General features: G+C 64.3%; 13 protein-coding genes and 1 pseudogene. 5 read left to right on the forward strand and 9 right to left on the reverse strand.

Features of this window, described 5'->3' with window-relative positions; translation table 11 throughout:
- The first annotated feature begins 107 nt into the window (after positions 1-107).
- Both KUF59_RS24590 and KUF59_RS24595 read left to right on the forward strand, forming a co-directional pair.
- Positions 108-1181 (forward strand): CobW family GTP-binding protein, encoded by a 1074-nt coding sequence (locus KUF59_RS24590; RefSeq protein WP_212459664.1) that lies wholly within the window; start codon positions 108-110, stop codon positions 1179-1181.
- A 77-nt stretch (positions 1182-1258) separates the two neighbouring features.
- A complete protein-coding gene (locus tag KUF59_RS24595) occupies positions 1259-1711 on the forward strand; it encodes a universal stress protein (protein ID WP_212459663.1) in 453 nt (150 codons plus the stop codon).
- Between the two features lie 101 nt (positions 1712-1812).
- Here KUF59_RS24595 and KUF59_RS24600 read toward each other — a convergent pair whose 3' ends face one another.
- The 6 genes and pseudogenes from KUF59_RS24600 to KUF59_RS24625 all read right to left on the reverse strand — a co-directional run.
- A complete protein-coding gene (locus tag KUF59_RS24600) occupies positions 1813-3906 on the reverse strand; it encodes a methyl-accepting chemotaxis protein (RefSeq protein ID WP_212459662.1) in 2094 nt (697 codons plus the stop codon).
- 150 nt (positions 3907-4056) lie between these two features.
- Positions 4057-5265 carry an MFS transporter gene (locus KUF59_RS24605; RefSeq protein ID WP_212459661.1) on the reverse strand — a complete coding sequence of 403 codons (1209 nt, stop codon included), beginning with the start codon at positions 5263-5265 and terminating at the stop codon, positions 4057-4059.
- A complete protein-coding gene (gene kdsA, locus KUF59_RS24610) occupies positions 5265-6113 on the reverse strand; it encodes a 3-deoxy-8-phosphooctulonate synthase (RefSeq protein ID WP_212459660.1) in 849 nt (282 codons plus the stop codon). The genes KUF59_RS24605 and kdsA overlap by 1 nt, the downstream gene beginning before the upstream one ends.
- Positions 6114-6228: 115 nt before the next feature.
- Complete coding sequence (locus KUF59_RS24615; protein WP_212459659.1) at positions 6229-6555, reverse strand: NIPSNAP family protein; 327 nt, start codon at positions 6553-6555, stop codon at positions 6229-6231.
- 124 nt (positions 6556-6679) lie between these two features.
- On the reverse strand, positions 6680-7024 hold the full coding sequence (locus KUF59_RS24620) for a nuclear transport factor 2 family protein (protein ID WP_212459936.1): 345 nt from the start codon (positions 7022-7024) through the stop codon (positions 6680-6682).
- Positions 7025-7063: 39 nt separating this feature from the next.
- Positions 7064-7504, reverse strand: a pseudogene (locus KUF59_RS24625) (RidA family protein); the annotation flags it as partial.
- Positions 7505-7594: 90 nt separating this feature from the next.
- On the opposite strand from KUF59_RS24625, the gene KUF59_RS24630 reads away from it, so the two are divergent.
- Positions 7595-8326, forward strand: coding sequence for an ArsR/SmtB family transcription factor (locus KUF59_RS24630; RefSeq protein ID WP_212459658.1), 732 nt, complete (start codon positions 7595-7597; stop codon positions 8324-8326).
- A 53-nt stretch (positions 8327-8379) separates the two neighbouring features.
- Here KUF59_RS24630 and KUF59_RS24635 read toward each other — a convergent pair whose 3' ends face one another.
- The 3 genes from KUF59_RS24635 to tpiA form a co-directional block, all read right to left on the reverse strand.
- Positions 8380-10011, reverse strand: coding sequence for a CTP synthase (locus KUF59_RS24635; RefSeq protein WP_212459657.1), 1632 nt, complete (start codon positions 10009-10011; stop codon positions 8380-8382).
- Positions 10012-10188: 177 nt separating this feature from the next.
- A complete protein-coding gene (gene secG / locus KUF59_RS24640; protein ID WP_212459656.1) occupies positions 10189-10578 on the reverse strand; it encodes a preprotein translocase subunit SecG in 390 nt (129 codons plus the stop codon).
- Positions 10579-10708: 130 nt separating this feature from the next.
- Complete coding sequence (gene tpiA, locus KUF59_RS24645; protein WP_212459655.1) at positions 10709-11464, reverse strand: triose-phosphate isomerase; 756 nt, start codon at positions 11462-11464, stop codon at positions 10709-10711.
- 213 nt (positions 11465-11677) lie between these two features.
- Here tpiA and KUF59_RS24650 point away from each other — a divergent pair, with 213 nt between their 5' ends.
- A complete protein-coding gene (locus KUF59_RS24650) occupies positions 11678-13582 on the forward strand; it encodes a SurA N-terminal domain-containing protein (protein WP_212459654.1) in 1905 nt (634 codons plus the stop codon).
- A 17-nt stretch (positions 13583-13599) separates the two neighbouring features.
- Entirely contained in the window at positions 13600-14613 is a 1014-nt protein-coding gene (gene trpD, locus KUF59_RS24655; RefSeq protein WP_212459653.1) for an anthranilate phosphoribosyltransferase, read from the forward strand.
- Positions 14614-14618: the final 5 nt, after the last annotated feature.

Genomic DNA, 14618 nt, shown 5'->3' on the forward strand with positions numbered 1-14618 from the left:
CCAGGTTGCGCCCGGTAGACCGGGCTTAGAATCTTATTTTCGGCCGGTTCGTCCTTCATTAGGCTGTTGTTCCGCGACAAAAATAAGACCAGAGGTTGAGGACGCCGATGAGCCTGTTCGAGAGCGACAAATCCGCCGAGCGGCTTCCCGTATCGCTGATCACCGGGTTTCTCGGCAGCGGCAAGACCACGCTGCTCAACCGCCTGCTGCGCCACGACGCCATGAAGGACAGCGCCGTCATCATCAACGAATACGGCGAGGTCGGTCTCGATCACCTCCTGGTCGAGCGCGTCGACGGCGAGGTTGCAGTGCTCGCGAGTGGTTGTATTTGCTGCACTATCCGCAGCGATCTGGAGGAGACGCTACGCGCGCTGCTGGTGCGCCGCGATCGCGGCGAGGTGCCGCCGTTCCGCAGGATTTTGGTCGAGACGACGGGGCTTGCGGACCCCGCCCCCATCGTTCAGTTGCTGCTGAACAATCCATTGGTTTCACATTTCGTGCGGCTGGACACCGTGGTGACGACGGTCGACGCAGTCAACGCAGCGCGCCAGCTCGACCGGCAGTACGAGGCCGTGAAGCAGGTGGCGCTCGCCGACCGGCTGCTGATCACCAAACGCGATTTGGTCAACAACATTGACGCACTTGAGCTGCGCGTGCGACGGCTCAATCCGGGCGCCAGCATCGACAGCGTGATGCATGGCGAGATCGATCCGGCGCAACTGTTTGGCGCGGCCCTCGTCGATCCCGAAAAGAAAACCGCCGACATCGAGCGCTGGCTCAACGAACAGGCGTTCACCGGGGTCATCGAGGCAGCGCATGAGCGCGGCCATCACCACGATCACGATCACCACACGCATCACGACCATCACAGCCACGATGCCTCGATCGCCAGCTTCATGATCGCATTCGACGATCCCCTCGACTGGATGGCGGTGTCGCACTGGCTGACGCATTTGCGCGCCACGCGCGGAGAGGATCTGCTGCGGGTCAAGGGAATCCTGAACCTCCGCGATGAAGCGACGCCGGTCGCGATCCACGGCGTCCACCATGTCTTCCATCCGCCGGTGGCGCTCGCCAAATGGCCCGACGCCGACAGGCGCTCGCGCATCGTGTTCATCACCCGCGGCATCGCGCGTCAGGACGTGCTGGACCTCTGGCAGGCCGTCCGCGCGGCCGCCTGAGCGCTAGTATGCGCTCATAGTACAAGGGACGATCACAATTTTAGGGAGAACGCCCCGACGAGCAAGGGAGACCCCGAATGTACGCCAATATTCTCTTGAGCACGGATGGATCGGATGTCGCGAGAAAAGGCATCAAGCATGGGATTGCTTTGGCAAAGGCCCTGAACGCTGAGGTGACGGTGATCACCGTTACGGAACCGCTGCCGATCGACTATGGAGGCGGACACGACTCAGGCTGGATTCCTACGCAACAAGAAGTTGATCGCTTCGACGCAGCCTGCAAGGAACGTGCGGGCAAGGTGCTCGATGAAGCTCAATCAATGGCGGAGCAGATAGGGATATCTGCAGAACTCTTGCACGTTCCGAATGCGCGCCCAGCGGATGCGATTATCGAAACCGCGAAGTCCAGAGGTTGTGACTTGATCGTCATGGGCTCTCATGGGCGCCGTGGCTTCAGGAAACTGTTCTTGGGCAGTCAAACATCCGAGGTTCTTGCGGACGGAAGCGTGCCGGTTCTTGTAGTTCACTGATGGGATCCGCTCCCTTCTGGGAGAGCCAATATTCAAAGCAAAGGCCCGTCACAGCCTGCACTGCGACGGGCCTGTCTTCTGGGGCGTACCTGCTGGGCGGCTCACGCCACCGCGCGCACCTTGCTGATGAACCTGTCGACCTCTGATGTCAGCGAGGTTGACTGGTTCGACAAATTCGCAGCGGCCTTGAGCACACCGGCTGCGGCGCGGCCGGTCTCGTTGGCGGCCGACGAGACGTTCGCGATGTTGCGCGTCACGGTCGAGGTCGCTTCCGCCGTGTGCTGCACGGTGCTGGCGATCTCGGCGGTGGCCTTGTTCTGCTCTTCCACGGCCGAGGCGATGACGCGGTTGATGCTCGATACCTCTTCGATGGTCTTGACGATGCCGTCGATCGCGGAGACCGCCTTCTGCGTCGCCTCCTGGATCTGGGTGACCTGGGCGCTGATCTCCTCCGTCGCCTTGGCGGTCTGCGATGCCAAATTCTTCACCTCGCTCGCCACCACCGCAAAACCCCTGCCGGATTCGCCGGCGCGCGCGGCTTCGATGGTCGCATTCAGCGCGAGAAGATTGGTCTGGCCTGCGATCGAGGTGATCAGCCCGATCACTTCGCCGATACGGTCAGCGCCGTCGGCGAGCGCGCGCACCGTGGTGTCGGTCTCCTTGACGGTATCGACCGCCTGCTCGGTGGCGCGCGTTGCCTGTTCCACCTGACGGTTGATCTCGCGGATGGAGGCGTTGAGCTCCTCGGCCGCGGCCGCCACGGTCTGCACGCCGCCGCCGACCTGGTCTGCGAGGTTCGAGGCCGAGCCCGCCTGATCCTGCGCTTCGGTCGCGGTGCCCGACATCGAGCGCGCCGTCGTTTCGAGGTCGTTGGAGGCCTCCGACAGCGTCTGCACCATCTGGCCGACACGGCTTTCGAACTGCCGGACGAGGCCGGCAAGCTCGCCGGCGCGCGCTTCCTTGGCGGCGCGCTCAGCGGCCTGATCACCCGACAGGCGCTCGGCGTTGATCATGGCCTCCTTGAACACCTGCAGGGCGGACGCCATGCGGCCGATCTCGTCGTTGCGGTCGAGTCCGGGCACCTCGCTTGCGAAATCATGGGCGGCAAAACGGGTCATGACCCCGGTGATCGCCGTCAGCGGGCGCGTCACGCGGTTGCGCATCAAGAGCAGGCCGCCGATCGTGAGGGCGAGCGAGGCCGGCAGCAACGGCCCGAACAGGATCAGGCTGAGCCGGGCGCGCGAAGCACCGTCTTCCGCACGCGCGATCATATTGGCGAGCGCGGACTTGGTCACGATGACGATCTTGTCGGCGCCGCCGAGCTGGCGATCCCGGTACTCGAGACCGGCGACGCCGGCGGGTTCGTTTTTGAGCAGACGCGCTGCGATCGCGTTGCGCTCCTCGTTCAGGGCACCCGAAACGGCCGAGTCGGCGTCGCGAATGGCCTGCTCCAGCGCGGCGTCGGCGACGTTGGCGCTGAGGTCACGGACGATCTTCCAGGATTGTTGGAGGCGGCCGCGCAGGTCGGCGAACTCGACGCCCTCGAGCGCTCCCCAGCTCTTCCCCGCCAGGATCGCGCTGAACTGCATGAGGATGGTCTGGCCTTGCGACGCGCGGGTCTGCCAGGCGGACTGCTTGACCACCACGAGGCGATCGACGACCGGATCGATCAGCGTCATGGCATTGTCCACATGCGCGGTGACGTCACCGATCGCGTCCATATAGGCATCGCTCGCCTTCGCCCAGGCGGGTGTCAGGCTGGCCTCGCGTGCGGTCTTCTCCTGACGCAGCCCGGCCGTGGTGCGCGGTCGCAGCTCTTCGAGCTGCGCCCAGATGCCGCGCAGCTTGTCCAAACGCTCGGCGAGGCCGGGCAACTCGATCAAGCCGAGACTCTGCAACACTTCATTGTAGTTCTTCGTCGCCGTGGAGCGGTTCTCTGCGATCGCGGCCAACACCTTGTCCGCCGCAGGCGCCGCGGCCGACAGATGGCTGAGCGTGTCGCCGCGTTCGAGGCGGAACACCACCAGCGCGTTGGTCAGGTCGCGGCTGGCGACTGCGAGCGACACGATGCGGTTGCTGTCCGAATAGCGCCCGACTGCCAGCTTAAGGGCATAGGCGCTGATGACGACGAGCACGATCCCGAGAGAACCGACCACAGCCCCGAGGATGCGGGCGACCGAACGCTGCTTTTGCATCGAATGATCCAACAGAATGACGCCGCGCCCCCGCGGCTTGCCGGCACTCTGGGATCGAAAGGTGAGATTTGATTTAAAATCGACGGGATTTGGCTACCGTTCGACTGCGGAGACTACGGAGAAGCGGCATGTTTCTGCGTCCCGGCGGCCTCAGATGCGGGCATCGGACGGCGCCCGCTGCCGGAGCAGCCGTGCACAGGCGATGCCCAGCACGATCATGCAGGCGGCGGCGGTCAGAAGGGTCGCGACCTTGCCGCCATGGGCCAGGCCAAAACCATAGGCGATCGGCCCGACCGTCTGGCCCATGAAGAAGAAGAACGAATGCAGCGAGAGCGCGGTGGCGCGCGCCTCGACAGAGAGCTCGCTGGCAAAGACCTGCAGGCAGCCATGCGCCATGTAGAAGCCCAACCCCATCACCATGAGATTGAACAACTGCAATTCCCAGCGCGGACCGAAGGCGACCGCGACGAGTTGGGAGGCCACCAGCACGGTGCCCGCGATCATCATGCCCTTGACGCCGAGCCGCGGGAGAAGCAGCGACACGGTTAAGGTGTAGAACAGTCCGCCGATCGCAAAGCCCGCGATGACGACGCCCGCGATCGACAGCGAGGTTTCGCCGAGATCGAACAGGAATGAGGCGATGTAGGGAAACAGGCCGAGCACGCAGCAACCTTCGATGAACACGGCCGAATAGCAGATCGGCGCATTCGGGTTGGTGAAGATGGTGCGATAGCCGGTCTTGAGCGCGGACAGGCTGGTCCTCGGCGGATGCTTCAGCCTGGCGCCGCGGAAGCCGGCCGCGACCGCAATCGACGCCACGATCACGAGCACGCCGAGCGCGGCAAGGACGCCGCGCCAGCCGAGCAAATCGCCGATCAGACCGGACGCCGACGCGCCGAGCAGATTGCCGGTCATCGCGCCGGCCAGCGTTCGGCCGATCGCAACCTGGCGCTTCTCCGGTCCGACCAGATCGCTGGTCAGGCTCAGCGCGATCGGAAACACGCCGCCCGAGCCGATGCCGGCGAGGATGCGGGTGGCAAACAACAGCGGAAACGACGTCGACAAGGCGCCCAGAATGCTGGCGAGGCCCAGGACCGCCAGGCAACCGATCATCAGCCGCGTCTTGCCGAAGAGGTCGGCCGCCGCGCCGATCACCGGCTGGATGATCGCAAAGGTGAAGGCAAAGACCGCGGCGAGGCCAGCGGCGGTCGCGATGTTGACGCTGAGATCCTCGGCGATGTGCGGCAGCACCGGATCCAGCGCTCGCGCCGACAGCGCCGCCGCGAAACTCGCTCCGGATATGACGTTGAGCGCCGGCGGGAGGCGCTGATCCTGCGGCCGCGCCACCGTTTGATGCATCAGGATGTTTTGCCCTTGGCGACGGCGTCGAACGCCATCAGCCTGCGCAGCAGCCCTTCGAACTCGCGCAACGGCACCATGTTCGGCCCATCCGACGGCGCGGAATCGGGATCGGGATGGGTTTCGATGAAGAGGCCGGCGACGCCGACCGCGACCGCGGCACGTGCCAGCACCGGGACGAATTCGCGCTCGCCGCCGGAGGATGCCCCCTTCCCGCCCGGCTGCTGCACCGAATGGGTGGCATCGAAGATCACGGGCGCCCCGGTGCGCGCCAGAATTGGCAGCGCGCGCATGTCTGATACCAGCGTGTTGTAGCCAAAGGAGGCGCCGCGCTCGGTGACGAGCACGTTGGGATTGTTGGCGCTGGTGATCTTGGCGACCACATTCGCCATGTCCCACGGCGCCAGGAACTGCCCCTTCTTGACGTTGACGACCTTGCCGGTCGCGGCCGCCGCGAGCAGCAGATCGGTTTGCCGGCAGAGAAACGCCGGGATCTGGAGCACGTCCACAGCCTGCGCCACCTCGGCGCATTGCGTCGCTTCGTGCACGTCGGTGAGCACGGGCAGACCGAACGAGGAACGGATTTCCGCAAAAATCGGCAGTGACTGCGCAAGCCCAAGACCGCGCTGGGCGGATGCGCTGGTGCGGTTCGCCTTGTCAAACGAGGTCTTGTAGACGAGCCCAATGTTCAGCCGGCTCGCAATCTCCTTCAGCACTGATGCCACTTCAAGCGCATGCTGCCGGCTCTCGAGCTGGCACGGGCCGGCGATGATCGAGATGGGCAGATCGTTGCCGAACCTGACCGGTCCGACCGTGACGACAGGTGCCGCGGAATTGCTATCGCTCAAGACCAAAATCCTCGTTCCGGCGCGACCATAGCGGCGATGCGCGCCCGATCAACCCGATTCGGCCCTGCTCCCTGAATATCAGGGTTGCAGCAGGGCCGCGGCGCGAGGCCGGCCGTCACTTCACGGCGGAGAACGCCGTCGGGGCGAGGAACTGGCTGACGATATTGGCGATGATCTGGCCATCGGCTTCCGACTTCGCACGCGCATCGATCCAGTCGGGATCGCTCATGAAGCCGGCCCACTTCTTCTCGCGCTCGGCGAGCGATTCCCACGCCAGGAAGTAGGTCAGTTCCTGGTTCGACGACCCGATCAGCGTGGTGAAGAACCCCGCCTGCCGGATGCCGTGCTTCTCCCACAGCTTCAGCGTGACCGTGTCAAAGCGCTTGAGCAGCGCCGGCAGCCGGCCCGGCAGGCAATGGTAGACGCGCATTTCGTAGATCATTCTGGTTCCTCCAAGTTTCTTGCGCGCCGGTTATAGCGGCTGCGGCAAGGGGTGTCTTGATGTGATCATGCACGCTGCGCGGCCCGGCGCGCATGACTGCCTTGCGGCCGAATTCCGTTCGTCCTCATCCCCGCGTGACGTGAGCGGCGACACAAACCCAGACGCCGGCGCGGCGCGCCCAACTGTCGGTGTATCGTCCAAAGCCGGCCGACCCATCGGCCCTGAGATAGGTCGTCCGTGCATGGATGATCGCCATGTCGCCCATGATCCGGATCCGCTCGTCCTCGTATCCCAAATTCGATATGGCCGCGGGCTTCGCGATCTGTTCGAGGAATCCGGCACGATCGACCACTGATCCGTCGGGGTTGCTGTTGAGAAAATCGTCGCTCAGATGTTCGCGAAACCAATCGACATCCTTCATGGCGACCGAGCGGATATAGCCGGCGTTGAGGTGCTTCAGTGCGTTCATGTCCCTCGCCGAAGCCAGCCGATCTTCCAGGTCGGCTTTGATCGCAACGCAATCGACTTCCACGTCGAATTCACCTGGCCAGGAAGGCACCGTCAGAAAGATGCGCGCGGGTGGCGAGACGGGAAAATAGCGCTGGTACACATCGTTGAACGCGGCGAAATTCGAACTATCAGGCGTGCAGTAGACGTTGCATTTCACGACGTGCTGCAACGACGAGCCGGCAACTTCCAGGCAAAGTTTCATTTGCTCGAGAACAATCTCGGCTTGCTGTACGAACGGCAATCGCCTGACCTCACCGGTGACCGTGTCAAAGGGCGGTATGCCTGAGACATAAACCGTCTCGCCGGCGACGATGACAGGACAGATTGGTCCCTTCCGCCGATGCTCCAGATAGGTAGAAATGGGTTCAACTCTGATGGGTTCGCGCTTCACGGCAGCCTCCAGGACACGATCGATCAAGTGGTCCCCAAGCTGTCGCATCCGACGAGCTCAATGTCTCCAGTCGTGAGTTCGGTGCGTGCCGAACTCACCTCGCTTGTTGCTCCGGTGCGGACAATGGTAGAGGACGCTATGGTTGCAGCGGCGAACTTGGTCGAGGTTGCGGCGCTCGTCGGCGATACCGCGCGCGCGACCATGCTGTCCGCCCTCATGGGTGGACAATCCCTGACCGGAAGTGAGTTGGCGTTCCTTGCGCGAGTTTCGCGACCGACAGCCAGCGAGCACCTGTCCAGGATGGTCGAGGCCCGGCTCATCTCGGTGACCAGGAAGCGCAGCTATCGGTACTACCGCATCAGCTCACCACTGGTTGCCTGCATGCTCGAGAGCATCAAGCTGGTGGCAGCTCTCGAGGTTCCTCAGCGATATCAACCTCGATCTGCGCGCGACGCGGCGCTGCGGTTCGGTCGCACCTGCTACGATCATTTGGCGGGTCGATTGGGCGTTGCGATCGCGGACTCCCTGATCGCCTGCGATTGCATCGTCCTTGGCGAAGACGGCGGCGATGTCACCGATGCCGGCGCGAAGCTATTGACCGAATTTGGAGTCGACCTGAGCCAGAAGCGCAGAAATAAGCGCATCTTCTGCAAGCCGTGCCTCGACTGGAGCGAACGCCGGTATCACATCGCCGGTCACGTCGGAGCCGAGATCCAACGACGCTGCATGGAGCTGAATTGGCTCACCCGAGTCGATGATACACGGGCGGTGCAATTGACAACGGCTGGCCAGGCCGGTCTTCGCGATACCTTTGGCCTGGATAATTTGGGTCTTCAAGTCGACCCGCCGGATCTCAAGGTTGGAGCGTAAGCGCGCTGCCCCCTGAACGCACCCTCCTCACCATGAGGGGTAACTTGGCGATGCTACACCAGCCGGCTCTGCTTCGCCGCCGCCGCAATGAACGATGCAAACAGCGGATGCGGCTCGAACGGGCGCGACTTCAGCTCGGGGTGGAATTGCACGCCGATGAACCAGGGGTGATCCTCGTACTCGACGATTTCAGGCAGCACGCCGTCCGGCGACAGGCCTGAGAATTTCAGGCCGTGCTGTTCCAGGCGGTCCTTGTAGGCGGTGTTGACCTCGTAGCGGTGGCGGTGACGCTCGGAGATTTCGGTGGCGCCGCCATAGACCTGCGAGACGCGGCTGCCGCGCTTGAGCGCCGCGGGATAGGCACCCAGCCGCATCGTGCCGCCGAGATCGCCGGCCTGCGAGCGCTTTTCGAGCTCGTTGCCGCGCAGCCATTCCGTCATCAGGCCGACCAGCGGCTCCTTGGTGGGACCGAACTCGGTGGAGTTGGCTTCCTCGATACCGACGAGATTGCGGGCGGCCTCGATGACCGCCATCTGCATGCCGAAGCAGATGCCGAAATACGGCACGTCGCGCTCGCGCGCGAACCGCGCCGCGCGGATCTTGCCTTCGGCGCCGCGCTGGCCGAAGCCGCCGGGCACCAGAATGCCGTTGACGTGCTCGAGGAACGGCGCGGGATCTTCCTTTTCAAAAATCTCGCTCTCGATCCAGTCGAGATTGACCTTCACCTTGTTGGCGATGCCGCCATGCGACAGCGCCTCGATCAGCGATTTGTACGCATCCTTCATGCCGGTGTACTTGCCGACGATGGCGATGGTGACGTTGCCTTCGGGATTGCGGACGCGCTCGTTGATCTGCTGCCAGCTCTGCAGCTCCGGCGGAATCCGCGAGCCGATGCCGAAGGCGGCGAGCACCTCGTCGTCGAGGCCGGCGGCATGATACGCCTCTGGCACTGCGTAGATGTTGTCGACGTCGCGCGCCTCGATCACGGCGCTTTCGCGCACGTTGCAGAACAGGCCGAGCTTGCGCCGCTCCTCCTTCGGAATCTCGCGATCGGTGCGACAGAGCAGGATGTCCGGCTGGATGCCGATCGAGCGCAGCTCCTTCACCGAGTGCTGTGTCGGTTTTGTCTTGAGCTCGCCGGCGCTCGGAATGTAGGGCAGCAGCGTGAGGTGGATGTAGACGGCGTGTTCACGCGGCAGCTCGTTCTTGAGCTGGCGGATCGCCTCGAAGAACGGCAGGCCCTCGATGTCGCCGACGGTGCCGCCGATCTCCACCAGCACGAAATCGTACTCGTCATTGCCCGACAGCACGAATTCCTTGATGGCGTTGGTGACGTGCGGCACCACCTGGATGGTCGCGCCGAGATAATCGCCGCGGCGCTCCTTGGAGATGATGTCCTGATAGATGCGCCCCGTGGTGATGTTGTCCTGCTTCGTCGCAGGCCTGCCGGTGAAGCGCTCATAGTGACCGAGATCGAGATCGGTCTCCGCGCCGTCATCGGTCACGAACACTTCGCCGTGCTGATACGGCGACATCGTTCCGGGATCGAGATTGAGATAGGGATCGAGCTTGCGGAGGCGGACCTTGTACCCGCGAGCCTGCAGCAGAGCACCGAGTGCCGCCGAAGCCAGACCCTTTCCGAGCGAAGAAACCACGCCGCCGGTGATGAAAATGTACCGCGCCATGGGACTTAACCTCTAATCCCTCGAATTCGATTCGCCAAAGCGATTCGTCTTCCGCCCCAAAGATTTTGCGGGCCTGTGGGTGAGCCAAAACTACGAGTGGTAACAGTGCCTTGATGGGGATTTTTGATGCAGGACGGTAGGCACCGCCCTGCATGGCCCCCCTGCTTTATTGCGCCGCTATTGCGACTTCGGCGCCTGCGGAGCCGCGGGGGCCTGATTCTGCTGCTGCTCGTCGGCCTTCTTCAACGTATCGAGCACGCCGCCCGAGGTCGGCGGCGCCACCGGCGCCGCACCGCCAACGGGCTGCGTCTGCGAGGCGGGCTGGCCGATGATCGAGGCCGGCTTGCGGTCGTAGCCCGCGTACCAGGTCAGGAACAGGCTAGTGATGAAGAAGCCGACAGCCAAAATCGCCGTCGTCCGCGTCAGCAGGTTCGCCGTGCCGCGGCTCGACATGAAGCCCGCACCGCCACCCATGCCGAGACCGCCGCCTTCCGATTTCTGCAGCAGCACGGCGCCGATCATCACGGAGACGATCATGAGGTGGATGACGATAACGACAGTCTGCATGGTACCCTTCCGTCACAAGCCGTCAGCGCCGATACCGGCTGCCAGCGCGCTTTGCGGGTTTTCCTGAAGTTGCGCGGTGTTACACGATCGGGACCGGCAATGCCACCCCCCGATCGGTGCTTGCGGTTAGCTAGGGACAACCTTTGGCGATCGCAAGGAAATCGGCCGCCTTCAGGCTGGCGCCGCCGACCAGCGCGCCGTTGACGTTGGCCACCGCCATCAGCTCGGCCGCGTTCGAGGGTTTGACCGAGCCGCCGTAGAGGATTCGCATCTTGGCCCCCTCGGCGCTGAAGCGGGAAGTCAGCAATTCGCGGATAAACCCATGAATTTGCTCGACATCCTGGGCCGTCGGGGTCAATCCGGTGCCAATCGCCCAGACCGGCTCATAGGCGACGATCAGATTGGCGGCGCGGGAGCCATCCGGAAGCGATCCCTGAAGCTGGCCGCGCAGGATATCCAGGGTCTGCCCGGCATCACGCTGGCCTTGCGTCTCTCCGACGCAGACGATCGCGGTCACCCCGGCGCGCCAGGCGGCTTCGGCCTTTTGCCGCACCAAAAGGTCGCTCTCGCCATGGTCGGCGCGGCGCTCGGAATGGCCGACGATGATGCCGCTCGCCCCTGCGTCCGCAAGCATTTCCGCGGCAATATCGCCGGTATGGGCGCCCGATACCTTCGGATGGCAATCCTGCGCGCCGACCGCGACCTTCTTCCCCCTCGCCTTGTCGGCGAAGGCGGCAATCAGCGTTGCGGGCGGGCACACCAGCAGATCGGCTTTGGCGGCGACGTCTGCCGCGCCTGTAAGCATGGCGTCGAATTCGGCAGTCGCGGCCTTGAGGCCATTCATCTTCCAATTGCCGGCGATCAGGGGGCGGATGGCGTCAGTCATGTCAAAATCCAGCGAAATGGGCTCGCCCATGCGCTAGCAGAGCAGGCGCCGCAGTTCCAGAGAGATGGGCTCGTTAACACAGCTTAAGGGAGCCTCAGGTTGCGGGGCGAAAGCAGCCACTTTATGATGCCAGATCAATTCGGTGACGCGCTTTTGCGGAATCTGCTTTAAGGCGCGAACCGGTTCCCTTTCCTACCAAACAAGTTGGACCCAATGCTTCGAGGAATGCGCAAGGCCTCATCAAACTGGCTCGGCAAAACCATAATGGCCGTGGTGATGGGCGTGTTGATCATCAGTTTCGGCATTTGGGGCATCGCCGACATCTTCCGCGGCTTTGGGCAGTCGACCGTCGCCAAGGTCGGCGGCACCGAGATTTCGCTGAACGAATTCCGCCAGATCTATACCGAGCGCCTGCAGCAGATCGGCCGCCAGTTCGGCCGTCCCCTGTCCTCCGAACAGGCGCGCGCATTCGGGATCGACCGCCAGGTGCTCCAGCAGTCCATCGCGGAAGCGGCGCTCGATGAGGAAGCGCGCCGGCTCGGGCTCGGCCAGTCCGACGACGAGATCCGCCGCGTCATCATGAACGACCCGAACTTCAAGGGCGTCAGCGGCAGCTTCGACCCGCAGCGCTTCCAGGCCGTGATCCGCAACTTCGGCTATACCGAGCAGCGCTACATCGCCGAGCAGCGCAAGGTGTCGCTGCGGCGGCAGATCACCGGCACCATCGCCGCCGGCCTCGAGCCGTCCAAATCCATGATCGACGTGCTGACCCGTTTCCAGAACGAGCAGCGCGGCATCGAATTCGTCAGGCTGGACGCCGCGCACGCCGGCACCATCGACCCGCCCTCGCCCGAGGCGCTCGCCGCCTATTTCGAGGATCACAAGGTCCAGTTCCGCGCGCCCGAGTATCGCAAGATCTCCTTCGTCGTGATCTCGCCGGAAGAAATCGGCAAGTGGACCGAGGTCTCCGACGACGACGCCAGGAAGCTGTTCGACCAGCGCAAGGATCGGATGGGCACGCCGGAAAAGCGGCAGGTGCACCAGCTCGTATTCCCCACGGTCGAGGAGGCGCAGACCGCGCGGACCCGCCTGACCGGTGGACTGTCGTTTGAAGATCTCGCCAAGGAGCGCGGGCTCAATCCCGGCGATGCCGATCTTGGGCTGGTGGCGAAGTCCGCGATCCTCGATCCCGCCGTCGCAGATGCCGCCTTCGCCCTGCCCGCGGGCGAGATCAGCCAGCCCGTGCAGGGCCGCTTCGGCACAGCCCTCGTCAAGGTCGACAAGATCGAACCGGCCGTCGAACCGAACTTCGCGGCCGTCGCTGCCGACATCAAGCGCGAGCTCGCCGCCGAGCGGGCCCGCGCAAAAGTCTCGGAGTTGCGCGACAAGATGGAGGACGAGCGCGGCGGCGGCTCCAGCGTCGTCGATGCGGCTCAGAAACTCGGCCTCACTGCGGTGACCATCGATGCCGTGGACCGCTCCGGCCGCGCGCCGAACGGCCAGCCGCTGACCAACATTCCGCAGGGGCTCGACGTGGTGTCGCAGGCATTCAACAGCGACGTCGGTGTCGACAACGATCCGATCTCCTTCCGCGGCGGCTATGTCTGGTACGACGTGCTCGGCATCACGCCCTCGCGCGAGCGCGGCCTCGACGAGGTCCGCGATCAGGTCGAGGCGCGCTGGCGCCAGGACCAGATCGCGACCAAGCTCAAGGCCAAGGCGACGGAGATGGTCCAGAAGCTAGACCAGGGCGGCAAGCTCGCCGACGAAGCAGCGAGCGCCGGCCTCAAGGTCGAGACCGCCACCGGCTTCAAGCGCGACGACTCGCCGGCCGGTGTGCCTGCGAGCCTCGTGAATGCGGCCTTCCGCACCGCCAAGGACGGCGTCGGCCAGACCGCGGCAACCGGCGGCGGCGACGTCTTCGTCTTCCGCGTGACCGAGATCGTCGACCCCCAGGTTGACCTCGCCTCCGACCCGATCAAGAAGTTGAAGGACAGCCTCGACCGTTCGCTCACCGACGAGCAGGTCGCGGCCTACGTCACCAAGATCCAGAACGATATCGGGACCACGATCAATCAGGCCGCCTTCCTGCAAGTGACAGGCGCGAACAACCAGTAGTCAGTTGAAAGCACGCGATGGACGACCTGAAATCGATTATCGGAAAAGTCGCGACCGGCGCCAGCCTGTCGCGTGACGAAGCCGCTTCCGCCTTCGACGCCATGATGTCCGGCGAGGCCACGCCCTCGCAGATGGGCGGGCTGTTGATGGCGCTGCGCGTGCGCGGCGAGACCGTGGACGAGATCACCGGCGCGGTGTCGGCGATGCGCTCCAAGATGCTGCGCGTGACGGCGCCGCCAGATGCCGTCGACATCGTCGGCACCGGCGGTGACGGCTCCGGCTCGGTCAACGTCTCGACCTGTGCCTCCTTCATCGTGGCCGGCGCGGGCATCCCGGTCGCCAAGCACGGCAACCGCGCGCTGTCGTCGCGCTCGGGCGCCGCCGACGTGCTGGCCTCGCTCGGGGTCAAGATCGACCTCAAGCCCGAGCAGGTCGGCCGCTGCGTGACGGAATGCGGCATCGGCTTCATGTTTGCGCCGGCCCATCACCCCGCGATGAAGAACGTCGGCCCGACCCGTGTCGAGCTCGCCACCCGCACCATCTTCAACCTGCTCGGTCCGCTCTCCAATCCGGCCGGCGTCAAGCGGCAGATGGTCGGCGTGTTCTCGCGGCAATGGGTACAGCCGCTGGCGCAGGTGCTGAAGAACCTCGGCTCGGATTCGGTCTGGGTCGTGCATGGCTCCGACGGGCTCGACGAGATCACGCTGACCGGCCCAACCTTCGTGAGTTCGCTCCAGAACGGCGAGATCAGGAGTTTTGAGATCAGCCCCGCGGATGCCGGCTTGCCCTCCTGTGAGGCCGCTGCGCTCAAGGGCGGCGACGCCGAAGCCAATGCGATCGCGCTGCAGAGCGTGCTCGACGGACGGCCAAGCCCGTATCGCGATGTCGCGCTGATCAACGCGGCGGCCGCCCTCGTCGTGGCCGGCCACGCCAAGGACCTGAAGGAGGGTGTTGCGATCGGCGCCAAATCGCTCGACAGCGGCGCGGCCACCGCGCGGCTCAAGCACCTGATTGCCGTCTCCAATAGCTGAGCCAG

The organism is Bradyrhizobium arachidis (assembly GCF_024758505.1).
Classification (GTDB): domain Bacteria; phylum Pseudomonadota; class Alphaproteobacteria; order Rhizobiales; family Xanthobacteraceae; genus Bradyrhizobium; species Bradyrhizobium manausense_C.